General features: G+C 70.0%; 13 protein-coding genes. 1 reads left to right on the forward strand and 12 read right to left on the reverse strand.

Features of this window, described 5'->3' with window-relative positions:
- Positions 1–208 precede the first annotated feature (208 nt).
- The 7 genes from WMF12_RS45175 to WMF12_RS45205 form a co-directional block, all read right to left on the reverse strand.
- Entirely contained in the window at positions 209–3280 is a 3072-nt protein-coding gene (locus WMF12_RS45175) for a tetratricopeptide repeat protein (protein WP_437854947.1), read from the reverse strand.
- 193 nt (positions 3281–3473) lie between these two features.
- Positions 3474–3755: a hypothetical protein gene (locus tag WMF12_RS45180; RefSeq protein ID WP_437854949.1), complete on the reverse strand. Its 282-nt coding sequence runs from the start codon at positions 3753–3755 to the stop codon at positions 3474–3476.
- A gap of 459 nt (positions 3756–4214) precedes the next feature.
- On the reverse strand, positions 4215–8087 hold the full coding sequence (locus tag WMF12_RS45185; RefSeq protein WP_437854951.1) for a protein kinase domain-containing protein: 3873 nt from the start codon (positions 8085–8087) through the stop codon (positions 4215–4217).
- A 99-nt stretch (positions 8088–8186) separates the two neighbouring features.
- Positions 8187–9674, reverse strand: coding sequence for an OmpP1/FadL family transporter (locus tag WMF12_RS45190; RefSeq protein ID WP_437854953.1), 1488 nt, complete (start codon positions 9672–9674; stop codon positions 8187–8189).
- Between the two features lie 30 nt (positions 9675–9704).
- The gene (locus WMF12_RS45195; protein ID WP_437854954.1) at positions 9705–11531 is read right to left on the reverse strand and encodes an acetyltransferase; all 1827 of its coding nucleotides are present in this window, start codon (positions 11529–11531) and stop codon (positions 9705–9707) included.
- A 2-nt stretch (positions 11532–11533) separates the two neighbouring features.
- Positions 11534–13453, reverse strand: a complete 1920-nt coding sequence (locus WMF12_RS45200) for a hypothetical protein (protein ID WP_437854956.1) — start codon at positions 13451–13453, stop codon at positions 11534–11536.
- A 217-nt stretch (positions 13454–13670) separates the two neighbouring features.
- On the reverse strand, positions 13671–14969 hold the full coding sequence (locus WMF12_RS45205; RefSeq protein ID WP_437854958.1) for a ketopantoate reductase family protein: 1299 nt from the start codon (positions 14967–14969) through the stop codon (positions 13671–13673).
- A gap of 630 nt (positions 14970–15599) precedes the next feature.
- Between WMF12_RS45205 and WMF12_RS45210 the strand changes: the two genes are divergently transcribed.
- Entirely contained in the window at positions 15600–17537 is a 1938-nt protein-coding gene (locus tag WMF12_RS45210) for a hypothetical protein (protein WP_437854959.1), read from the forward strand.
- A gap of 106 nt (positions 17538–17643) precedes the next feature.
- On the opposite strand, the gene WMF12_RS45215 is transcribed toward WMF12_RS45210, so the two are convergent.
- The 5 genes from WMF12_RS45215 to WMF12_RS45235 all read right to left on the reverse strand — a co-directional run bounded on the left by WMF12_RS45215 (position 17644) and on the right by WMF12_RS45235 (position 23571).
- Positions 17644–18594, reverse strand: coding sequence for a diacylglycerol/lipid kinase family protein (locus WMF12_RS45215; RefSeq protein ID WP_437854961.1), 951 nt, complete (start codon positions 18592–18594; stop codon positions 17644–17646).
- A 71-nt stretch (positions 18595–18665) separates the two neighbouring features.
- On the reverse strand, positions 18666–19004 hold the full coding sequence (locus WMF12_RS45220) for a hypothetical protein (protein WP_437854963.1): 339 nt from the start codon (positions 19002–19004) through the stop codon (positions 18666–18668).
- 63 nt (positions 19005–19067) lie between these two features.
- A complete protein-coding gene (locus tag WMF12_RS45225; RefSeq protein WP_437854965.1) occupies positions 19068–20081 on the reverse strand; it encodes a YihY/virulence factor BrkB family protein in 1014 nt (337 codons plus the stop codon).
- A gap of 345 nt (positions 20082–20426) precedes the next feature.
- On the reverse strand, positions 20427–21146 hold the full coding sequence (locus WMF12_RS45230; RefSeq protein WP_437742944.1) for a MerR family transcriptional regulator: 720 nt from the start codon (positions 21144–21146) through the stop codon (positions 20427–20429).
- Between the two features lie 163 nt (positions 21147–21309).
- Positions 21310–23571: a bifunctional salicylyl-CoA 5-hydroxylase/oxidoreductase gene (locus WMF12_RS45235; protein WP_437854968.1), complete on the reverse strand. Its 2262-nt coding sequence runs from the start codon at positions 23569–23571 to the stop codon at positions 21310–21312.
- Between the last annotated feature and the right edge of the window lie 351 nt (positions 23572–23922).

Raw genomic sequence — 23922 nt, forward strand, 5'->3', positions numbered from 1 at the left:
GGCTCCTCCGTAGAATCTGAGGGAGAGGGGTGAAGTCATTCCCGCAGTCCGTTGACCACGCGATGGATACCCTGCCTCACTCTCACCTCGCCAAAGTCGATGACGATCGCGAGCTCGAGATTCGAGAGCCGCGGGTAGGTGAGGGCGCAGGATAGGGGAGTTCCCCTGCCACCCGCTCGGGAGCTCCTCCCCGAGCGCGGGCCCCTCGTCACCGCGCGCTGCCGTGCGCTGCGAGCCACCCGTTTACCGCCGTGAGCGCGCGCTTCGCGTACTCCCCCTCTTCGGCCGCATAGGCGTCGCGCGCCTGGGTCGCGAGCTCGACCGCCCGCTTCCGGTCCCGCGCCGAGCCCCAGAGCGCCCGGGCCGCGTGGAAGCGCGTATCCGCGAGCTCGATCGGCGAGACGCCCTCGCCCTTCGCCGCATAGATGGCGAGCGCCCGCTCGGCGAACGGGCGCGCCTTTCCCGGCTCGCCCTTCTCGTTGTAGGCGCTGGCAATCCCGGTGAGCATCGATGCGACCGCATGCGAGCTCGGGCCCAAGGCCTTCTCCTGGATCGCCGCGGCGCGCTCGAGGCGCACCAGGCCCTCGGCGTACCTCTTCTGCGCGACGAGCGCGCTCCCCAGGTTGCCGAGCGAGGCGGCCACGTTCGCGTGATCCGGGCCGAGCGCCTTCTCGCGGATCGCGAGCGACCGTTCGTAAAAGGGCGTCGCCTCGGCGAACTTTTGCTGCATCTCCAGGACGGCCCCGATGTTGTTGAGGGATGACGCGACGTCGGGGTGATCGGGGCCGAGCGCCTTCTCCCGGATGGCGAGCACCCGCTCGTGAGCACGCCTGGCAGCGTCGGTCTCGCCGAGCATGACGAGCGCATTGCCGAGGTTGTTGACGGAGGCCCCGAGAAACGGGTGATCGGGGCCGAGCGCCCGTTCCTGGATGGCGATGGCGCGCTCGATCCGGGACAAGGCATCTCGGTATTTGCCCTGGGTGTTGAAGAGGCGACCCAGGCTGTTGAGCGTGAGCGCGACGCTCGGATGAGAGGCGCCGAGCGTCTCCTCTCGGACGGCGAGCGCTCGCGTGTAGGCGCGCTCGGCGTCATCGAACCTCTCGAGGTGGAGGAGGACGGTGCCCAGGCGGCTCCACGTCGCCCCGACCTCGGGATGGCTCGGGCCAAGGGCCTTCTCGAGGCCGGCCAGGGCGCGCTCGACGTGCTGCGCCGCCTCGCCGTACTTCCCCTGCTCGTCGAGCACGCTGCCCAGCGTGCCGAGCAGCCGCGCGCTCGCCAGCGTGTCGCCCCCGGTGCGCTCGACCGCGCCCTCGGCGGCCAGCTGCAGCGCGAGCGCGTCGGCGTGCCGGCCTCCCAGGTAGCCGACCACGTAGATGAGCTGCGGCCATGCCTCCGCCGCGAGGGCGTCGTCCCTGGCCCGCGCCGCCGCGCGCAGCGCCTCGCGGAGCGCCGCCTCCGCGGCCGGGGCGTCGTGCGCGTCCCGCGCCGCGCGCCCGAGCATCAAGAGCGCCTCCGCCTCGATCGGGGCGTGGTCCGCCGCGCGGGCCTCGTCGGCGAGCGGCCGCGCGAGCGCGAGCGCGTCGCCGAACTTGCCGGCCTCATAGAGGGCCCTGACCTCGGCAAGGCGACCCCGCAGCGCGTCGATGCGGGCCCGCGCCGCGGCGTCGGCGGGCGGCGGGATCGCCGCGGTCAGCGCGCCCGCGTCCGCGCAGCGCTCGAGGCCCGGGAGCGCGAGCGACGCCTCGATCGATCGATCGAGCACCTCGGCGTCCGCCCCGTGCGCGAAGAGCGCCGTGAGCGCCCCCATCTCCTGGCGGCGGCGCTCCAGGCACAGCGTCCGGAGATCGAGCAGCCCGGCCGACTGATCGCCCCTCACATGCGTGGCCTCGCACGAGTCGGCGTACATCGCGACCCACGCGCGCGCTCGATCGCCCAGCGCCTTCTCCACGCGCCGGTACGTGTCCTCCGCGTGCGGCCGCCCGGTGCCGGCGAACGCTGCCCGCACCTTCGCCATCGTCGCCTCGTCCCAGACGCCCGCGAGCCTCGCCTCGCCGCCCTTGCAGAGCCTGTCCGCAGGCTGCCGCGCGAAAGCGAACGCGAGCAGGCCCGCGAGCGCGAGGCCCGACGCCGCGACGAGCCCGCGCCTCCACGCCGCCGCCGGATCCTTCGATAGATCGGCGAGCAGCGCGTCCATGTCGGGGTATCGAGCGTCCCTGTCGACGGAGAGCCCGCGCTCGAGACAGCGGCGGATCCGCGCCGGCATCTCGGACCCTCGCGGCGGCTCTCGCACCCGCCCGAGCGCCACGTTCTCGCGCAGCTCGTCGTAGGTCTTGCCGGCGAACGGACGCTCGCCCGCGAGCGCCTCCCACAGCGACACGCAGAACGCATACTGATCGGCCCGCGCATCCGCGGCCTCTCGCCGGTGCTGCTCCGGCGCCATGTAGACGGGCGTCCCCAGAAACGAGCCCGAACGCGTGAGCGCGGCCTCGATCCCCGCCTCCGCGCCGCCGCCGCCGGCCTCGCCCTCCGCGAGCCCCGCGAGCCCGAAATCGGTGACGCGCACGCGGCCGTCGGCGCCGACAAGGACGTTGTCGGGCTTGAAATCGCGGTGCACGAGCCCCGCGTGGTGCACCTGCGACAGCCCCTTTCCCGCCTGGAGGAAGGCCGCCACGACCTCCGAGGCGGGCCGCCGCTTCTCCGCGCAGAACGCGCGCAGCGTCCGGCCGTCGACGTGCTCCATCACCACGCGCACCTGCCCGCCCGAGGCGTCGACCTCGTGCACCGTGACGACGTTGGGGTGCTTGATCCTCGCCATGGCCTGCGCCTCGCGGACGAGCCGCGCGAGCGCCGTCGCCGCGCCCGATCGCCCCAGCACCTCGGGCCGCAGCACCTTGATGGCCACGTCGCGGCCGAGCACGTGATCGCGCGCTCGCACCACCACGCCCATGCCGCCCTCGCCGAGGCGATCGAGCACCTCGAACCGGCCGAGCTTCGTGCCCGGGCGCAGATCGAGCGACGCCTCGGCCCCGGGCGGCGCCGGAGGCACGGGCGCTCCCCCGTCCGGGACGACAACCGTGCTTGCGAGCGGATCGATCGTGACGCTCGAGGACACGTGCTCGTCGCGGGAGGTCGACTGCCTCGACGGGGGCTCGTCGGCGGTTGTGGAGCGCGACCGCGGCTCCTCCGAGAGCAGCGCCTCGCAGCGGGTGCAACGCGGGTTGAAGGGTGAGTTCTCCGCGCTGCACCCCGGGCAGATGATCACGCTCTCGCCCAGGCTCACAGGACCCTGTGTAGCATGCCGCGTCGCGGCCTGCGGTCCCTGCGTCGCCCTCTCCAGGGTGGTGGGGTACTTTGACTGACGGTGGGTCTTTTGAATCGCCACGGCGCCAAGGACGCCAAGAAAATCTCAATAATCTTGGCGTCTTATGGCGCTTTGGCGGTTCCATCATCCCGGCAGGGCGGGGGAGAGGCGACTACCAGCAGGTCGGCTGACCCTGGCAGCACCCGGGCTCCCCGGGCTCGCAGGTCTGCTCGTCGCAGTCCGCCAGGCAGGCATCCCGCTCGGCGGTGCACAATTCGGGTTCTTCGCTCGACCGGATGCAGGCCAAGAAGAACCTGACGCACCGGCCCTTGCAGTTGATCAACTCCTGGCTCGCCTCGCCCACCTCGACGTCGGGGGACGGCTCCTCGGCGACCTCGACCTGACAGCCGAGCAGGGTGATGCTCGCGAAAAGCGACGCGGGAAGGATGGACATGGATCGTTTGGCAACGCGAGTGAACATTCGACTCTCCTCGATGGTGACCGGACAGGTGGAACTGCGATGTCGTTGACGTCGACAGGAGCTCACGGTGAGCGGCCCTCTGCGCGTCGACCCGCGCGCAACGTGCCTTGCCCGTGGGTTGAAGCGGCGCTGTCAGCGAGAAACGAAGCGTCCGGCGGAAGGTTTTGCAGATGCCATGCCACGGCGAGCGGGCCGGGTGTCCGTCGGCGAGCTCCCTCGTTTGCGCCGAAATCGAGGCGTATCGTTCCCCTATCTCCGGAGCTGAGCACGAGGCTGCCGAGCCCCCTGTCTCTCTGGAGGAGACACCTGTTCCTCGCGGAGAACAGCGCGCCGGCTCGCGGCGAACAGCCACGACGTGAGCTCATCATCCGATGAGAGCGTCCTGAGCCCCACTCCCCTCCACCAAGAGAGAAGCGCCTTGCACGGCGAGGATCAGCCGCCGAGCCACCGCCGCGCGAGCTCGAGCGTGCGGGCGTTGTCGGGGACGTGCTCGAGAAAGCGCTCGCGCCAGGCCGGGTCGCCGAGCTTCTCGGCGCGCGCGAGCAGGGCCGTCCTGGCCGCGCTGATCGCGGCGGCGGCCTCGTCGTGCCTACCGCTCGCGGAGAGCACCTCGGCGCAGGTCAGACGGACGAACGACTCGCCCTCTTCGATGGTTCCGAACGACTCCAGCGTGGCGTTGGCGTCGGCTGCTGTCCGGACTGCGTCGTCGATGCGGCCGAGTCCGAGCAGCGCGCGCGCGAGGACCGCAAAGGCCTGCACGCCGAGCGTCGGTATGCCGGGAGCGAGCGAGATGGCAGCGCGCGCTTCGCGCTCGGCGGCCTCGAGATCGCCGGCGGCGAGGGCGATCCTCCCGAGGCAGCAGCGGGACATCATCTCCACACGCGCGCCGCTCGCTTCCCGGCTCGGCGTGGCGCCTGCTTCTGCGAGCCTCCGCGCCTCGGCCAGCTGCCCGCGATGCGTGAGGATCTGCGCGAGGTTCGACTCCACAACGATCTTCAGATCCCAGAGCTGCAACCGGTCGGTTTCGTCCCTGGATGCGCGCAGCAACGACTCCGCCCTCTCGAAGTCGCCGAGCTCCGCGTAGAAAAAGCCGAGATTTGCTCGGGCGCTGCAGGTATTGCGACGATCGCCAGCCTGGTCAAAGGCGGACAGCGCCGTCTCCAGGCGGTTCGCGGCGGCGCTGAGGTCACCAGTGCACATCGCGTAGCACGCGCGCGCGTCGTGGAGGCGTCCAATCACCTCCAGGTCTTGTATCCCTGATTTTGCGAGAGTGCGCTCGACGGTCTCCATCAGAGCGTCCCCTTCGGCATAACGCCCACTCATGGTCAGCATCATCGCGCCGGCGCTGAGACACGTGAGCTTGACGCACTGAGCGTTGCCTGCGGCTGGCGCATCCGCCGCCATGGCCAGCCATCGCTCCAGCGCGTCGAACGATCCCTGCTTGGACGAGGCCAGGCACAGCTGCTCGATGGCTGAGAACCATGTGGTCGAGCCTCGCTCGACCCGCTCGATCGCCTCCAGGCCTCGCTCCACGGCGAGCGTGGAATCGCCGCTCCATACATGCGCTTCGGCCTGAACTCGGCGGAGCCTGCCCGCGGTCTCTCCAGCGGCGCCGCAGCCGATGCCGCGGTCGGCGCGCTCCACCGCCGTGCGCAGATCGTTGCCGCGAAGCGCCTCTTCCGCGGCGCGCAGGTACGCCTCCGCCGCCCGCGCCGGCGCGCCGCCGAGCTCGAAGTGCTCCGCGAGCGCCATCGCGTCTGCGCCGCCGGTCCGTTCCAGCCAGTCGCCCGCGAGCGCGTGGCCGACACGGCGGTCGCGCTCGGTGAGCATGCCATACGCGGCTTCCCGGACCAGCGCATGGCGGAACCCGTACTCCACCTCGCCTGCGACACGCGCCTCGTGGCGCCGCAGGATGAGCTCCCGCCGCGCGAGCTCGCCCAGCCGCGGCGCCACCGGCGCGCCGCCCACGAGGGCGGCGATTCCACCCTGCCAGAACGTCTCACCGAAGACGCTCGCCGCGCGCAGGACGCGCCGCTCTTCGACGTCCAGCGCCTCGAGCCGCGCCTGCACCATGGCGAGCGCCGTCTCGGGCGTGCCCGCGCTCCTGCCCTCGGCGACCGCGCGGATCTGCTCCTCCAGCATGAACGCGTTGCCCTCGGCGCAGGAGAGGAGCCTCTCGATCTGCTCGGCGCCGATGCCTTCTCCGAGCACCTCCCGCACGAGCCGCTCACCCGCGCGCCGGGGCAGCGGAGCGAGGCTGAGCCGGAGGCCGTGGCGCTCGCTCCAGAGCGCCGGGAAGAGCTCGTCGACCTCTGGACGAGCGAGCGCCAGGACGAACAAGGGCAGGTCCCTGGCGTGCCGGAGCGCGGCGTCGATCAAGGTCACCGTGGGCAGATCGCCCCAGTGGAGGTCCTCCAGCACCACGAGCACCGGCTGCCGCTGGCACTCGGCCTTGACGAAGTCCACGAACGCCTCGCGGAGGCGATCGCCCATCAGCATCGGGTTCTGCCGCGCCGCGCTGAGCTGCACGTCGCCTTCGTCGGGGAACGCCGTCCCGACGAGCTCGCCGAGGAACGCCGCGACGTGCGGGCGCTTGGCCCCGAGCCTCTCGAGCTGCTCGACCCGGTCGCGCACCTTGCTCCGCCGCACCTCCAGCGGCTCGCCGTCGAGGATGCGCATGGCGCGGCGGAGCGCCTGGGACAGCAGGCCAAACGCCGAGCCGGCCGCCATCGGATCGGCCCTGCCGATCCAGATCTCGGCGGCCTCGCGCTGCTCCTCGAGGGCGCGGAGGAACTCCCAGGCGAGGCGCGACTTGCCAAGACCGGGGGCGCCCACGACGACCACGGCGCTCGCGGAGCCCTCGTCCACGCAGTGGCGCCACTCGGCCGCGAGCTGAGAGAGCTCGCGCTCGCGCCCCACACAGGGCGTCGGCTTCCCGAGCAACCTGGGGACAGTGTCCGGCTCCGCCTTGGCGCCGCGAAGCCAGCATCCTTCGGGCTCGCGCGCCGTATCGAAGCGGCTCGCGAGCAGGCTCGCCGTCGCTTCGTCGAGCCGGATGCCCGAGGGCAGCGGGCCGTCACGCCCGGCGATGAGCTGCGCCACGCGATCGACGAGCTCGCCGACAGGCAACCTCCCCTCGATCTCCGCCAGCCCCGTCGCGACGGCCATCGGTGCGCCGCCAAGCACCGTCCGGAGCGCGAGCGCGCAGTGGGCCGCTCGCACCGCGAGGTCGGTCGGGGACTCGGCGCCCGACAGCGCGACGAGCAGCCAGCGCGATTGGAGCACATCGAGGCTCCCGCCGTGGCGCGCCACGATGTCCCGCAGCGCCTGGGTCCGCGCGGCGCCCTCGGCGTCCGAGTGCGTGGCGTCTGTCTCGTCTGTGCCGTTGGCGGTCAAAATGACACACATGACCCTGCGCTCGGCCGTCGTGATCGCCTCGCTCGACGCGGACGGCGCCGAGACGGCGCCCGCTCCGCCGGGGCGCCCGTCGGCCAGCGCCGCGAGCTCCGCTGCGACGGCGGCGCCGTCGCGCGGCCGCTGCGCTGCCTCCTTCGACAGCATCCGCGTCACCAGGCGCTCGAGCGGCTCGGGGATGTCGCCGCGGAGCTCCCCGAGCCGCGGTGGATCTTCCAGGACGACCTTCACGAGCAGCGCGAGCACGCTGCCGCCCAGGAACGGCGGGCGCCCGGCGAGGCACTGAAACAGCACGCATCCGAGCGCGAACACGTCGGCGCGGGCGTCGACGGCCAAGTCGCCGCGCGCCTGCTCGGGGGAGATGTACCCGGGCGTTCCGAGGAGCGCTCCGGGCGACGTGAGGCTCAGCTCGATCCGGAGATTGCGCGCGATACCGAAGTCGAGCAGCGTGACGCGCTCGACGTCGCCATCGACGAGCATCAGGTTGCTCGGCTTGAGGTCGCGGTGAACGATGCCGAGGCCATGGACGGCGCCAAGCGTTTCCGCCACGCGCGCGGCCAGCGTCACGCTCTCGTCGAACGTCAGCGGTCCTTCGGCGAGCCGCTCCTCCAGGGTGACGCCTTCGAGCCACTCCATGGCCAGGTACGGCTGCCCTGCGCCGGTCACGCCGTGCGCGACATACTGCACGACGCCGGGCAACCGCAGCGTGACGAGCGCCTCCGCCTCTCGCGCGAACCGGCGCAGATCGCGCTCGCTGGCGCCCTGCAGGACCTTGAGCGCGATCGCCTCTCCCGACCGCCGATCGCGCGCGCGGTACACGTCCCCCATCCCGCCGGAGGCGGCGAAACGCTCGACTTCGAACCGATCCTCGACGAGGTCCAGCACGTGCATGGCGCTTCCTATGTACTCGCGCCGGGCACCTGACAGCGGTTCGGCGCCGCAGAGCCGTTGCCCAACGATGTCGTGCCGCCGGTGGTCAGCGAATCGCCGTCAGAACACGAACTTGAGGTGTCCGCCCACCGTCGCGAGCACCAGCGAGTACTTCCCGTTGCCGAGGTCGTAGTCCGAGCCGGTCACCGTGCGCGGCAGGATGCCCTGCACGCGGACGTCGCCCGAGAGCGACACGCGATCGCTGAGCTTCAAGACACCCCCGACGTCCCCGATCAGCCGGTGGTTGTCGGGCGAGGCCACGTCGATCGTGCTGTCCGGCGAGGCCGCCGACTGATACCCGACCGACGCCGTCGCCAGAAACGCCTCGCTCAGCTTGTACTTGGCGCCGATCTCCGCCCACACCGTGTCGTTCCACCTGCGCGGCAGCGTCACGGTGACGCGATCGGTGATCCCGAGCTTCGGCTGGGCGAGGTCCGGAGAGGAGGCCTCGACGACGAACGCCTCGATGTCCGAATAGAGCACGTACGAGAGGAGCCCATCGAGGCTGAGCTTGTCGTTCACCCGGTAGCCGACGCCGGCGGTGAGCCGCTTGGGGAGCGTGAACGAGAGCTCCACGTCGCCCTCGACCAGCGGCTTGTAACGCAGGCCCTGCTCGGCGAGGTCCTGCGTGAAGAACGGGTGGTTCATGTCGATGGCGAACTTGCCCTTGTACCGCATCGCGGCGCTGTGCTGGTACGTGAGGCCGAAGCGAAGGTCCTTGTTGGGATTGAAGGCCAGCCCGAGGTGGAAGGAGGCGCCGTGCGACAGGGCCTCCTTGATCGAGATGGAGCGCGCGAGGACGTCGAGCTCGCGCAGCTCGGACGGCGTGTTCGGGCCGAAGTCGTTGTCCTGCTTGAGGTAGTCGAGGCCGTCGTGGAACTCCTTGAGGCTCCCGAAGTCCTGCACCTTCGAGAGCTCCGCGAGGCCGCTGACGTAGGACACGCCGGCGCCGAGCGAGACCTGGTCGGTCAGCTTGAGCCCGGCGGCCGCCGTGAGCGACGTCGAGACGATGAACGCCTGCCGGAGCTGCCAGCGCTGCGCGCCGTCCTGGAAGCTGAGCGCCGCGGCATAAGGCACGTACAGGCCGACGCCCACGGTCAGGCGGTTCGGCAGGACCGGGATCGCCAGGAAGGCGTTGCCCGTCGGCGCGATCGGCGTCGTCGACACCTCCTCGGCGCGGCCGCGCTTGCTGGCGTCGACGTTCGCCGGATCGAGCGGGAGCTTGAACTGAAGCGTGTCCGGCGTCTGGTACGTGCCGCGCCGCTCGCGCTGGTAGGTCGCGTGGCCGACGATGAGGCCCGCGCCCAGGACGAGCTCGGGCCGCTGGACCCCCGCGAGCTCGGCCGGGTTCCAGTAGACCGCCGCGGCGTCGGACGTCGTGGGGCCCGAGAGGCCGCTCGTCACCCAGGGCGCGTCGATGCCCGAGGCGTGCGCGTCCCGCGCCGTCAGGCAGACGAGGCCTGTCGCGAGCGAGAGCGCGGCGAGCTCACGTCGTGTTCGTTGACGCGCACGGGCGCGGGGCCGCGGGGGCGGCAGAGCTCCTTGCATGAGACGGGTCCTCACGGTGGGGGGGGCCGATCACTGGATCCGGGTGAGGGTGAGCGAGAGGCGATGGGGGCTCGGCTTGTCGCCGATCCTGATCTCGTAGCGGTGCCCCTCGTCGTCCGCGAAGTACAGCGTATCTCCCGCCTTGACCTCCACCTTCTCGTGGAGCGCGTCGCCGTCGATCTCCTCGGTCGTCGACACCTTCTTCTCGAGCGCGGGGTCGGAGAAGAAGCCAGGGCTCTCGTACGCATAGTCGCGCACGCGCACGCCGTCCGCGTCCTTGCGGATGTCGTCGGGCGCGACGAAGTAGAGGTAATCCCGCTGGCCGGCGACGCCGCTCTCGGTGCTCGGCTGGTAGAGGTAGAAGTCCGCGTCGCCGGCGGCGTTGTTGTTGAGCTCGAGCGCCATGTCCTTGAGGACCGCTGGATCGCTCGCGAGGTTCTCCTTGATGCTCGCGACGAGATCCTCGGTCTTCACGCCGACCGGCACGTCGCGCAGGGTCACCTCGAGGTCGGCCTCCCCCTCGGCGAGGCCGCCGTCATGGAGCCGCGCCTGGGCCACGTCGAGGAGGATGTCCCAGAAGTAAGACGGCGCCGGAGGCGGGTCTTCCAGGACGACGCTCTCGTCGACGCTGATCTCGGTCCACCCGCTCTCGTCGATGCAGACCTTCACGGCCTCGAAGTCGCTCGTCGAGGTGCCCGCGGGCGCGTAGCTGGAGCAGTGATCCTCGATCTGCGCTGCCCTGAGCTCACCCGCGCGGGCGAGGATGTGCTCGAACTCCCAGAGCGGCTGTTCCCACACGGGCGAATTGCCGCGCGGCGCGGGCTCCCGGCTCGTTCCGCCTGGCAGGAGCATCGCGTTCTCGGGGATGGCCAGCGTGAGCTCGCCGATGCTCAGGTTCCTGGCGAGGTTGTCCAGAACGAGCCAGTCCTCCTGGCTGAAATCGAACAGGGTGTCTATCTGACCCGGCGTGCTGTTGACGCTCGCGACATCGGCCATCGTGGCGTCGACCCCCTTGTACGGCAGGGCGTTGACGTCGACGCGGACCGTCATCGTGAAGTCGTCGAGGGCCGCCTTCACCCCCGACGCGGCCTTGATGAAGCCGGGGTGCTCCGCGCCGCCCGGGTCGTCCGGATCGAGCGGCGTCGGGCCGAACTGCGCGGCGAGGCCGGCGAAATCGGTGACGACGTCGTACAGCGTGACGGGGATGGAGTGCGGCGCGACGGGGTAGACGCCGTCCGGGTGCTCGTCGTTCGGCGGCCCTCTCCGGTGCTGGGTGTTCGGGTGGGTGCTGACCAGGTTCTCCAGGACCGCCTGCGAGGTGATCTGGACGGGGATGAGCCGCTCGTTGCCGGCCGCGCCCGTGAGGTCCGAGAGGATCTTCGACGTCGGGAGCCCGACGGCGTTGCCGACCCCGAGCAGGCCCTCGAGGCTCGTGCCGCGGAGGTCGGCGTTCTCCGGCGTCATGTTCAGGAGCCCGACGAGGTTCCGCGACGCCGGCGGGAGCGCCGCGATCTCCGCGGGGGGCATGTACATGACCTTGAGCAGCGCGTTCTCGATGAGCGTCGAGATGTCGAGATCGAGCAGCCATATCCCCTCGAGGGTGGGCCGCGGGATGGCCTTGAGCTCGTCGAGCGTGAGCGTCTTGGCGAAGCCCCTCGCGTCGAACCGCAGGAACTCGAGCGTGAGGGTGCGGCTCTCGTTCATGCCGAGCGCCGGCGGAGGCGGCGCCTGCTCCACCGTGACGGCCTCGACGCAGCCGGGCAGCGCAGTGGAGAGCGCGGCGGCGAGCAGGGGGCCGAGCCGGGAGAGCCGGCGGGCGGCGGGTGCGGCGGGGCGGGTGCGGTCTCGCGCTTCCATGATCAGAGCTTCTCCACGTCGGCGGTGATCTCCACCGGATCGTCGCTCTCGGGCACGTAGAAGCGGACCTCGTAGACGGCGCCCTCGTCGTCCTGCATGTACAGCGTGGTCTCGCCCGGCGGCAGCCGGTATTTCTCGTGCGTCGTGTCGTCGACGCCGTCGAGCTCCTTCGTCGAGACCTTGCTCGCCTCGCTGAGATCCGGGCTCGTGAAGAAGCCGGGACTTTCGTAGGAGTAGGCGCGAGGGGCCTCCGAGCTTTGATCCGAAGGCCGGAGGTCGTCCTCGGCGACGAAGAACAAGGTGGGCGCGCCGTCGGGCGCGCCGCGGCCGTAGAAGAAGTCGAGCCCGTCGTTGTTGATCCAGTAACGGCCCAGGATGATCTCCGCGATCTCGTTGGCCTGGCTCTGCAGGGTGGGGCGGAGCTCGGCCACGATCTCGTCGGCGGTAAGGCCGATGCCGACGTTGTGGAGCGCGTAGACCGGCTGGGCGGCGCCGTCCAGGATCTCGGGGTTGCCGTCGCCGGTCGGGTCGTGGATGGCGACCTGTCCAACCTCGGTGAGCAGCTCCCAGAGGAATTGAGGCACCGGCGACGTGACAGGGTTCCCGCCAATCACGATGTCAGAGCGGAAGAACGTCCAACCGGCAGGATCGCCCCCTTGTCCGATCCCTACACCCACGTCGCACGAGGGGTCGGGCGGCGGCGTCATCCCTCCGATAAAGCAACGGCCGTACTGACGCTCCTGGTACGTGAGGTAGGCTGCCTTGGCGACGATGGGCTCGAGCAGGAAAGGCGAAACACTCCAGATCTTGTTCGTACCCACCGGGGTCTCGGGGTAGTTCCCCTTGCAGGCTGGCGTATCGCTGCAGGAAGACACGGTGGTGGGGAGCTCGCGCAGCGCTATCCGCATATCGACGGTCGGGTTCTGCGCAATGCCGCTGATTTGGAGCTTCTCCGGATCGTTGAAATCGAACTTGAGTGGTGCGTCGCTCTGGCGGAGGAACATATCGCCGCCGCCGCTGGAGAGGTCGACACCCGAGACCCTGCGCAGGCCAGATTCGGCGACCACGCGCATCTGGAAATCGGGCAGGAGGACATCGCTCTTCGTCGTGAACGTCTCGTCGTCGCGGACGAGCACGCCGGGATGATCGCCGATTGGGCCGAGCTTCTCGTCGAGCGCCTCGAGATCGTACAGGGCCTCGTAGAGCGTGATCGGCATCTTCACGCCCTCCGGATCGGAGATGGCCGGGTGTGAGGCAAGGAGCTGCTGCTGGAGCGCGGGGATGAGCTTCTCTATCGGCACGAACGCGTCGGTCCTCGCGATGCCGAGAGCCTCGGCGAGGATGTCCGCGAACGAGAAGCGGAACGTCGAAGGATGGTCGTCGATGAGCTTCTGAAACCCCTCGAGGGACGTTTTCGTCACATCGGCGTTGGCGGGCGTCATGGTGAGGAGCCGGACGAGCGCGAACTCCGGCGATGTCTTCCACGGCTCCGGAAAGGTCTTGCCAAGGTCGGTGAGCCTGCAGTCGTGCTGGGGATCCACGCTGTCCACCCGCCACTTCTCCCCGCACGCCTTCTGGATCTCCACAAGCGCGTTCTGGAGCAGCCCGGTCGTGTCCACGTCGAGGATCGTGATCTGCTTGGCGCCGTCCTCGCCGAAGACCTGGAGCGCCTTCTGCTTGTCGAGCTCCAGCACGACGGACGGGACCTCGGCGTCGTCGATGCGCAGGCGGAACCGGTTCGGCTCCGCGATGACCGCGCCGCCGCCGCCGCCCTCGCCGCCGCCGCCGCCCGCGGCCCCGCTGCCGCCGCCGCCTCCGCCTCCGTCGTCGCCGCACGCGGCGAGCGCGACGAGCAGCACGAGGGAAGCGCCGCGGAGCGCGGCGCCGCGCCGGGAGGAGAGAGCGAGCGAGAAGTGCGTCATGCGAGGGTTCCTCGTCGAGGGATCTCTCAGGATCCGCAGGAAGAGACGCCCGATGCTACCGAACTTCGACGCCACGGCGCGACAAAGAGTTCGCGCCGCGACGGCGCGGCGACCTCGATCCACGACGACGCCAGGAGCGCCAGGACACGTGTCGGTGTCCGTCGGCCGCTCGTCTGCTTGTCGGTCCTCTGTCGCCGAGCGGCTCGGCGCGCCTGGTCTACGCGCTCCCGAGATCGCTCTGGACGTTCTCTGCTGGCATGGACGGCTCGCCCGACGCGTCCGCCTGTGCGCTCGTTGCGGTCGTGGGCGGCTCGTACGGCGGGGCCGCGGCCGGCTCGTGCGGCGCGGTCGCGGGCGGTTCGGCCGGCGTTGCCGGCGGCGGGGGCCGGATGGACGACGACGCTCCCACGAGCTCGCGCGTCCGGTCGAAGAACGCGCGCAGCAGCGTGAGGCTCGGCTTGCGCTTGCCCGCCGCGATCGCGAGCACCTCCTCGCGGATCGCGGCGTTGATCGGCGTCGCGATGCCGAGCGCCGCGCCGCGCTCGATGACCTCGCCGTTCAGGAAGTCGACAGCCGGCGGGCGGCCTCGCTCGATGGCGGCGAGCATCGAGGAGCGCATGCGGCGGAAGCGCGCGCCCACCGCGAGGAGCAGCGCGTGCTTCGCGAAGAGCCCCGGTGAGCCCACGGCGGAGCGCTCGGCGTCCGTGAGCGCGATCCAGTCGAGATCGAGCGTCCCTGCGACCTTCTCGAGGCGCACGCCGAGCGCGCGCGAGACCTGCACGGTCTCGGTCATGATCTCCAGTGCGAGGCGGCGGACGAAGCGGTGCCTGAGCAGCGCGCCCAGGCGATCGCCGCCGACGGTGCCGAGCGACGAGATGGCGCAGTTGATGGCGAGCTTCGACCAGCGCGCCCCGGCGAGGTTGTCCGTCACGGTCGTCGGCCCGATCGCCTCGAGGATGCGCGCGAGCTCATCGAGGCGCGGGTCGCTCGCCCCGTCGAGCCGGCCGAGGACGAAGCCGCCGCTCGAGGTGCGGTCGTACACGCCGGGCTCCACCATCGAGGCGCCCCACGCGACGATCCCCCCGAAGGTGCGCTCCGGGCCGGCGATGCGCGCGATGCGCTCCTCGCAGAGGCCGTTCTGAAGGCAGATCATCGCGCCCGTCGGGGCGAGGTGCGCGACCGCGTTCCGCGCGGCCTCCTCGACCTGCGGCGGCTGCGTCGCCAGGAGGATGTAGTCGAAGGGTCGGGTGTCCGGGCCGAGCTCCCGCACCGCGCGGCCGCCGACCGTGCCAGGGCTCGTCTCGCCGCGCACCCGGAAGCCGCCGGCGTTGATGGCGTCCGCGATGAGCGGGTTCGTCGTGAAGGCGGTGACGTCGTGGCGCTGCTCGAACAGGTACGCGGCGATGATGCCGCCGATCCCGCCGCAGCCGACGACGAGCAGCCGGGGGGCGGAGGACGCGGGGGCAGCGGCCGAGCCAGGGGCACGCTCGGCAGAGGAGAAATCGGTGAAGCTCATGCGAGATCCCTTACCACCGCTGCGGCGCGGACTCGATGGCTCGAGAGCGCGGGACGGCAGGACGCGTGGGTTAGAAGCTCGGAGGCCACGGCGGTTTTCGCAGCGCGTCATCCGGGCGAGCAGCTCTCGCAAGTAGCCCGCAGTTCAGGCGGGGTCTTCGGACGTAGACGGGGAATCCGGGATCTCGGAACGACATCTTCGATCTCTCTCGCCGCTCCTCAATCAAGCGTGGTGCTCAGGACCGGCGCGACCATCTGGTCCTTACGACGACCAGCCTTCGCCTTCACGAAGATCAGGGTCGAGAGATCGCGATGAACTCCACACCCGAGCCGATCAGCGCGGTGAGCAGCGCGCCGAGATGAACGGCTCCCGGACGCCCTGCAGGCTGGCTGCGGCGTGGAAGCGGTCATTTCGATGCGTGGATAAATTGTTGATACAACGGCGCTTTTTCAGGAGTGAGGCGAATAGCATAAGGAACCTTCTGTCATCTGAGGTGAGCGTGACGATTCGCCCTTGACATTCTCGACCGCTTTGCCCTCCTTTCCCGGCGGGATGGCGCGAATGCGGGCTGTGCCGGCGTGGACGATCTCCTCCTTGACACGTTGCCCCGGCGTAGAGACCTTGGGGGCCATGCTAGCGGAGCACCTGTGGAAGCGCGCGATCGGTCCAGGCCTGGCTATTGCGGTGATGAGCGGATGCGCCCAGATCCTCGGGGCTGACTGGGAGAGCTACAGGGTCGGCGATGGCAGCGAGGAGCCCGGTGGCTCCGGCGCAGGCGGCCAGGGCACGGACACCACGCCCGAAGAACCCAGGACTTTCCGGCTACAGATCAATGATCAGCCGGAGCCGAGCAAGGTACTCGAGCTGGGCAAGACGAATACACTCGAGCTGCTGGGAAACGACGGCGCAAAACAGATCACGCTCCTCGACATCGACACCACCGGGCTGCTCCGGAACGCGCTTGAGCAGATCCAGGGCGCGTGCGGGACCTCATGGCGGAACGACAGCGCGAACCCCGGCCACGACTGCTCGCTCACCGAACTCGGCCGGAGCTTCGGGGCAGAGTGGCGGACCTCCCCGGAGTTCGCGCTGGTGCGGCTGCTCAGCATGACGCCAGCCAACGCCAATGTGACCGGGACGTTGCTCGAAGGTTTGCAGCGGATCTTCGCGCAGAATCCCAACACCTTCAACTTCGACTTCGCCGACATCCTCGCCGACAGCATCACTCTCGATCTCGCGGTCGAGCCGGCGCCGACGGCCGTGCGCAACAACCGGACGGACCCCCTCGTGCCGATACCCAAGTTCATCGTCGCGCTCCAGCAGCAACTTCTAGGCACGCACCCGGCAATCTCCGACCCGGAGGGCATGAAAATGCCGATCACGCTCTACGAGGCCCTGCACGATCTCGAGTCGCTCGACGAGAAGCTCGGACCTGGCGAGGAACATCCGGGCATGCTCGTACGGGACGATGAGACGTTCACGACGAAGGGCGATGTCCTCCTGCCCGACTTCCAGATGCGCGTCGTCGCCGAGCCCGGCCTGCGTCGGGTCTCCGGGGTTGACCTCTCCGGTGGGCGCGGCGAGATGTTCCACCGCGAGGGCGACGCCCCGCTCCGATTCGACTTCAATGACCCCGAGAAGCTCCAGATCCGTGGCATCGCTTCGACGCCGACGATCGACCTACGGATCTCGCTGCACGAACTCGCCACCTCCGTGCCGTCCTGCACCGAGACGCCTTCCTGCAAGAAGAACTCCCCCGGCATGCCGATCGGCACGGGTACGGTGTGGACCGTCCCCCCGTTCATGCTCGAGCCCATCCTGGGCAGGGCAGCCTATCTTGCTTACGGTGAACGTGCACCGTTTGCGGGGTGCTATTGGCGCGTGAGTGGAACGTGCGTGCTGGGCACGAATATCGGGCAGAGCGGCGATCCAAGTGGCTGGACGGCCTTCACCGACTTGATTTCCGACCAACCGCCCCCAATACCGGCGCCGCAGTTCTTCTGGGAGCTGCTCACCGAGGTTGGCCAGGTCGTCATCCACGACCCCACCGGCAACGGCATCCCCGACATCGTAGAAGGTGCCGCCCAGCCCGTCTACGCGCTTCACAACGTCAGCATCGGCCTCACAGCAGAGGAGATCATCGCCACGATCCGCCCGACCCTGCAGAGCCAGGCCAACCAGATCGCGGAGCTCATCCTGGGCAGGTACTGGGCCAACGACGATCCGCTCGACTTCTACTATGCCCGGAGCGCTCCGGGCGGCGCTCCTACCCTGTTCTTCGTGGCTAAGGGCGACCTCCGGCCTTCGGATCAAAGCTCGGAGGCCCCGCGCGCCTACACCTACGAGAAGCCCGGCTTCTTCACGAGCCCCGACCTCGACGAGGCGAGCAAGGTGTCAAAGACGGAGCTCGAAGGCATCTCCGACAAAACGCACGAGAAGTACCGGCTCCCTCCGGGCGAGACCACGCTGTTCATGCAGGACGACGAGGGGACGACCTTCAAAGTGCGTTTTCAGGTGCCGGACGACGAGGATCCTGTCGAGATCACCGCCGAGGTCACCAGGCTCTGATCGGCGATCCGGATCTTGCCGCGATCCATGCCGAGCGCTGCGCGTCTGTCGACCGACGCAGCCTTCCGTTGGGAGGAGATGAGGACGATCTCCTCCGCCGCCCACCTCAATCGCCCGGCGCCAGCACCTCGATCGCCTGTGGCTCCAGCGTGACCGTGATCGGCAGCTTCCCGAGCGGCTCGCCGTCCACGTCGAGGAAGAACGCCTGCTCGACGTCGCGGTTCAGGAGCGTGAGCTCGATGCTATCGCACTGGAAGTGGCGCACGTCCGGGTGGCGGATGTGCGAGCCCGTGTACATGCCGGTCGACACGGCCGCGAAGCGGAGGTGGGGCGCGGCGCCCAGATCGATGACGTCGAATACGCCGTCGTCGGGCTTCGCCATCGGCGCGAGCTGCATGCCCGCGCCGAAGAAGCGGCCGTTGCAGATGCCCAGCATGCGCGTCGAGATCTCCTCTTCGCGCCGCTCCCCGCGCAGCGTCGTCACGCAGCGCACCCGGCCGACGCGGCTGCGGACGAGGCCCCGGAGCGAGGCCATCGTGTAGGCGAGCGTGTTGCCGAGCACCCGCGACGACTCGTTGACGAGCGAGACCACGATGCCGCTCATCCCCGTGGAAAGGACGTTGACGAAGAACGCGTCGGCCCGCTGGCCGTCGCGCGTCTCGTACGAGAGGCGGCCCACGTCGAGCCGGCGCGTGTGGCCGCTCGCGATCGCGGTGCAAAAGCTGTCGAGCCGGCGGGTGAGCTTCAGCGTCTTGCAGAGATCGCTGCCGGTGCCCGCGCCGATGATCCCGAGCCGCGTGCCGGTGGCGCCCCGGTCCCTCGCCTGCATGAGGCCGTTCACGACCTCGCTGATGCTGCCGTCCCCGCCGACCGCCACGATGGTCTCGCGCCCGCCGAGCGCGGCTTCGCGCGCGAGATCGACGGCGTGGCGCGGGCGATCCGTGCGCACGATGTCGACGTCGCCGAGGATGCGGCGGATGGGCGTCAGCATCTCGTCGAAGAGCCTGCCCGTCTTTCCGCCGCTGGACCGGGGGTTCACGATGAGGAGGGGGCGCATGCGGGCACCGATGCTAGATGCCGCAGGCCGCCCAGGGCGAGGTGTTTTTGTCGCGAGCCCCGCGGCGGCGGTCACTGCTTCGTGCAGCCGCAGCCGCAGTCGTCGCTGAAGTAGCTCCAGCCAGGCTCGCACACGAAGCGGATCCGGGCGCACTCATCCCGGTCCTGCCCCACGTACTTGAGGATCGGGCTGTCGGTCCCGCAGCCAGGCGGGCTGCTCATGCCCGGCGCGCCGCCGGCGCCGGTCGGCTCGCCCTCCAGGCTCCGCACGCTCCCCGTCTCCGGGCCCTTCGCGCTGTCGGCCGGCGGAGCTGCCACGGGCGCGCCGCTCGGTGCGCCGCGGCAACCCGTGACGAGCGAGCCGAGCAGCACGAGCAGCGATGGCAAGGAGGGGAGGTATCGAGTTGGCATGAAGGTGGCTCCAATGGCAGAGATAGGCCCGCTCCGCGCGGCTCGGCGGTGAAGGGGCGTCGCTTACGCCCTCCCTCGATGGAGCTCCGACCGGCGCGAGCCGACGGGGTGGGGGAGCGCGGCGTCGCTGCCCGAGCTCTCGTCGCGCGGGGCGCGCGCGGCGCCGGCCGGGAGCGCGGCGTTCTGCGCCTCTTCCTTCGCGGCCTTGGGCAGATCCGCCCCCGTATCGCTGGCGTCCTTGGCGCCCGTGCGCTTCCCCTCAGGCGATCGGTGCTCGATGATGGCGTTGATCTCGGCCCCGAGGAGCACCGCCAGCGAGGAGATCCACATCCAGAGGAGGAGGATGATCACGCCGCCCAGCGCGCCGTAGCTCACCTCGTAGCTGCCGAACCGGCTGACATAAAAGGAGAAGCCGAGGGACGCGATGACCCAGATCACGACCGCCACGACCGACCCCGGGGTGATGAACTTGAACTTCTGCTCGACGTCGGGGAGCAAGTAATAGAGGGTTGCCAGGACCGCCATCACGATGAGCGCCGACACCGGCATGCGCAGCCAGAGGACAAGCGTCGCGAAGGGGCCGAGGTGCGCGGCGAGCGCCGGCGTGGCGACCGCGATCGCCGAGGCGACCGTCAGCAGGACGGCGCCGCCGATCGTGACCAGCAGGGCGATCCCGCGGCGCTTGAGGTACGACCGCCTGTCCTCGACGCCATAGGCAGAGTTGAGCGCCTCCATCAGCGCGGTGACGCCGCCCGAGGCGGCCCAGACCGCGCCGAGGGCGCCGACCGTCAGGAGCGCCGGGCTCTGCCCCCCGGTGAGCGCCTGAAGGCGCTCGCCCAGGATGTTGGCCACGGCGGGCGGGGCCACCTGGTACAATTCGCCCATCAGCCGCGCGGACTCGGCAGGATCGATGACCAGGCCGGCGAGGGCGACCGCGAAGAGCAGGAACGGGAAGATCGCGAGGACACCGAAGAACGCCAGCGAAGCAGCGACGGTGTCGATCTTGTCCTTGAGACATTCCTGCTTGATGTCGTTCAGGAAATCCTTCCAGGGGATCTCTCTTCCGGGCAGGTGCATGATGGACCTTCCGTGGGGCGCATGGAGCGCTGCTGGGTTCTTCCTGGGGCGGCTCGCGCCGGAGGCGCTGTACGCTGTCATGAAAAGCAACGGGGGTGCCAGGCCTGCGGCTGCAGCTCCCCGGACAGGTCGGCGATTTTCGCGCGCGGGGCCCCGGCCGAGCGCAGAGGCGGCTCGATCCTCGCGCGTGGCGCGAATTGCCCCACACGGCAGAACGGCCACGGCGCGAGCGCCCGAGGCCACCTGGCCGGGCGCTCGCGCCGTGGCCCCCGGCTGCCGGCGGAGCGCGCGGCCGGGCGCCCCGCGCGGCCGCGCGCTCCGCCGGCGGCCTGCCGGCGCTGCGAGCTAGCTCATCGCCTTGCCGATGAACTCGTGCAGCTCCGGATCCATCCCGTGCTGGGTCCTCACCGAGGGCTCCTGCCGGTACATCGTGTTGAGCGATCGCTCGATCCCGGGGTTCTTCCCCGTGAACGCGTCGATGAGCTCCCGCATGCGCTTCACGATCTGCTGCACCGGCTCGCTCTTCGGGTCGGAGCCCTTCTGCATCTCCGCCCGCATGTCGTCGTAGATCTGCTTCCACGCCGACTCGGCTTCACGCATCTTCTCGGGGCCCATCGCGTCCGCGCGCTGCTTGAGCTCCTCGAGCTGCTCTGGGGTGTAGTATTTCTCGATCATGGTCATCACCTCGATGGTTTGAAGGAGCTGCTCCACAGAGACGTCCTCTCCCGACCGCAGGACGTGGGCCAGGCCCTCGAGCCGCGCGCAGAGCCGCTGCTCCAGCGCGATCTGCTCGCGCAGCCGCGACAGGTGGAGCTCGACGGTCTGGAGCGGAGAGAACCCCGGCTGGTCCAGGCACGCGGCGATCTGCTCCAGGCTGAAGCCGAGCTCGCGCAACGACTTGATCTGCTGGAGCCGGGCGACGTCGCCCGCCGAGTACATCCGGTGCCCCGACGCGGTGCGATGCGACGGGGCGAGCAGGCCGATCTCCTCGTAATAGTGGAGCGTGCGGACGGAGAGGCCGGTCTGCCGGGCGAGATCGCCGACTTTCAACGGTGCTGAACGCATGGCGTTACCCCTGTTTCCAGGGCGGGTGAGCACGTCCATGCCCCGGAGGCTAGGTCCTCACGTAGCGTGAGGATCAAGGGCCCGCCTTCACTTTTTTCGCTCGACCGGGGCGCTGCGCGGAGCGGCTCGGGCGGGAAAGACCTCTCCCTCGCCCCGCGCAGGGTCACCGCATGCGGAGCGTGTATCTCTCGACCGACCTGTACTGAGGTGGCCAGTCGATGTCGAAGCCCTGCTCCGCGGCGGCGTGCCGGGTCCAGTACGGGTCGTAGAGGTGCGCCCGCGCGAGCGCGCACAGGTCGGCTCTCCCGGCCGCGACGATGCTGTTCACGTCCGCGTAGCTCTGGATGTTGCCCACCGTGATCGTCGGCACGTTGGCTTCCAGCCGCACGAGCTCCGAGAGCGGCGTCTGGAACAGCCGGCCATGCTCCGGCTTGCTGGACGGGTCCGTCTGTCCTGCCGAGACGTGGATGATGTCGGCGCCGTGCTCTCGCAGCATCGTCGAGAGCGCGATCAGATCGTCCGTCGTGAGCCCGCCCGGCGCCCAGTCGGTGGCGGAGATGCGCACGCTCATGGGCTTCTCCGCCGGCCACGCGGCCCGCACCGCGTCGAACACCTCCAGCGGGTAGCGCATCCGGTTCTCGATAGGACCGCCGTACGCGTCGTCGCGCCTGTTCGTGAGCGGCGAGATGAAGCTCGCGAGCAGGTAGCCGTGCGCGCAGTGCAGCTCGATCAGGTCGAACCCGGCCTCGTCCGCCCGCCTCGCCGCCTGCACGAAGTCCGAGGTCACCTGGTCCATGTCCCCGCGATCCATCGCCTTCGGGACCTGGCTCTCCGCCAGGTACGGGATGGCGGAGGCGCTGAGCAGCGGCCAGGCGCCGCGCTCGAGCGGCACATCCATGCCCTCCCAGAGCAGCCTCGTCGCGCCCTTGCGCCCGGCGTGGGCCAGCTGGACGCCGATCTTGGCCCGGGAGCGCGCGTGGACGAAACCGACGACGCGCCGCCACCCTTCGACGTGGTCGGTGCGATAGAGCCCCGCGCAGCCCGGCGTGATGCGCGCTTCCGCGCTGACGTCGGTCATCTCCGTGATGACGAGCCCTGCGCCTCCGAGCGCCCGGCTGCCGAGGTGGACGAGGTGCCAGTCGTCGATCTGCCCGTCCTCGGCCGAGTACTGGCACATGGGCGACACAACGACCCGGTTCTCCAGCACGAGCGATCGCAGCCGGAACGGCGTGAACATCGGCGGCGGCGGCTCCCCATCCCCGGCGAGGAGGCGCGCCCCCGTCTGCGCCTCCGCCTTGCGCGCCACGTGCGCGTCGATCTCGCGCACGAACGCCGGGTCGCGCGCCTTCAGGCCCTCGTGCGTCACCCGCAGGCTCCGCGTCAGCAGGCTGAACATGAACTCCACCGGGTCGAGCGCCATGTAGCGCTCGGTGTTCTCGAACCACAGCAGGCTCACCTGCGCGGCCCGCTGGAGCGCGAGCACCTTGGGCTTGCGCTCCGCCTCGTAGGCGGCGAGCGCCTCGGGCACGCCCCGGTGCTGCTCCAGGCTGTCGACGAGCGCGATCGCGTCCTCGAGCGCGAGCTTCGTCCCCGAGCCGATCGAGAAATGCGCCGTGTGCGCCGCGTCCCCGAGCAGCACCACGTTGCCCGCGCTCCAGCGCTCGTTGTGCACCGTGGGGAAGCTCCGCCAGACGCTCCGGTTCTTCAGCAGCCGGTGTCCCTGGAGCTTTTCGGCGAAGAGCTCCTCGAAGTACGCGATCGTCTCGTCCTCGCCGGCGCGATCGAGGCCCGCGCGCCGGAAGGTCTCCTCCCGGCATTCGACGATGAAGGTCGAGCGCTCCGGCTCGTAGCGGTACGCGTGGACCCGGAAGAGGCCGTGGCGGTTCTCCTCGAAGTAAAAGGTGAAGGCGTCGAACGGGAACGTCGTGCCGAGCCACACGAACCGGTTCGGGCGGACGTCGATGCGCGGCCCGAACCGGTCGGCGAACCGCTCGCGGATCCGGCTGTTCACCCCGTCGGCCGCGACCACGAGATCGCTCCCGGCGAGGGCCTCCTCCGGGTCCGTCACCTCCTCCTCGAAGCGCAGGACGACGCCGAGCTCGCGCGCCCGGTCCCCCAGGATCGCGAGCAGCTTCTGGCGCGAGAGGCCGCTGAAGCCGTGCCCCCTCGAGACGAGGACGCGCCCACCGAAGTGCGCGTGGAGCTCGTCCCAGTGGGCGAGGCTGCTCCGGATCGCGTCGTAGCTCGGGCGATCCGCGTCGGCGAGGCCGTCGAGCGTCGCGTCCGAGAACACGACCCCGAAGCCGAAGGTGTCATCGGGCCGATTCCGCTCCACCACGACGACCTCGCGCCGGGGGTCTGCCTGCTTCGCCAGGAGGGCGAAATAGAGGCCCGCCGGCCCGCCGCCCACGCATGTGATCCTCACCGCCCTGCTCCTCTGCTCCCGCGTCTGCGCCCGCGCCGGAGCCTACACGAGAACGCCGAGGTACAGCGCCGCTCCGGTGGAAATCAAGGGCGGACAGGATCGAAGAACGGGATTTCCGGGACGCGCAAGAGCTGGTTCGCATCATCGCGCGATCGAGCGCGGCAGTCCGCGCCGTCACCCGGCTCGCACAGGCGGCCGGCGACGCAGTTATCAGAGATGACCACCCCACCCGATCTCATGGAGACTCCGAGAGCGCCGCGAGCATGGGTGTCGAGCCCGACGGTCAGAGGGCGAATTCGGCGCGCTGGAGCAGATCGGTCCGCTTCATCTGACAATTCCCTTCATGGATTG

Origin of the sequence: Sorangium sp. So ce363 (assembly GCF_051520435.1) — a bacterium.
Taxonomy (GTDB): domain Bacteria; phylum Myxococcota_A; class Polyangia; order Polyangiales; family Polyangiaceae; genus Sorangium; species Sorangium cellulosum_B.

Bases quoted from the DNA above. Each gene is read 5' to 3' on its own strand.
- WMF12_RS45180 (WP_437854949.1), bottom strand. From the start codon at position 3,755: ATGTCCATCCTTCCCGCGTCGCTTTTCGCGAGCATCACCCTGCTCGGC.
- WMF12_RS45185 (WP_437854951.1), bottom strand. From the start codon at position 8,087: ATGCACGTGCTGGACCTCGTCGAGGATCGGTTCGAAGTCGAGCGTTTC.
- WMF12_RS45190 (WP_437854953.1), bottom strand. From the start codon at position 9,674: ATGCAAGGAGCTCTGCCGCCCCCGCGGCCCCGCGCCCGTGCGCGTCAA.
- WMF12_RS45195 (WP_437854954.1), bottom strand. From the start codon at position 11,531: ATGGAAGCGCGAGACCGCACCCGCCCCGCCGCACCCGCCGCCCGCCGG.
- WMF12_RS45200 (WP_437854956.1), bottom strand. From the start codon at position 13,453: ATGACGCACTTCTCGCTCGCTCTCTCCTCCCGGCGCGGCGCCGCGCTC.
- WMF12_RS45205 (WP_437854958.1), bottom strand. From the start codon at position 14,969: ATGAGCTTCACCGATTTCTCCTCTGCCGAGCGTGCCCCTGGCTCGGCC.
- WMF12_RS45210 (WP_437854959.1), top strand. From the start codon at position 15,600: ATGCTAGCGGAGCACCTGTGGAAGCGCGCGATCGGTCCAGGCCTGGCT.
- WMF12_RS45215 (WP_437854961.1), bottom strand. From the start codon at position 18,594: ATGCGCCCCCTCCTCATCGTGAACCCCCGGTCCAGCGGCGGAAAGACG.
- WMF12_RS45220 (WP_437854963.1), bottom strand. From the start codon at position 19,004: ATGCCAACTCGATACCTCCCCTCCTTGCCATCGCTGCTCGTGCTGCTC.
- WMF12_RS45225 (WP_437854965.1), bottom strand. From the start codon at position 20,081: ATGCACCTGCCCGGAAGAGAGATCCCCTGGAAGGATTTCCTGAACGAC.
- WMF12_RS45230 (WP_437742944.1), bottom strand. From the start codon at position 21,146: ATGCGTTCAGCACCGTTGAAAGTCGGCGATCTCGCCCGGCAGACCGGC.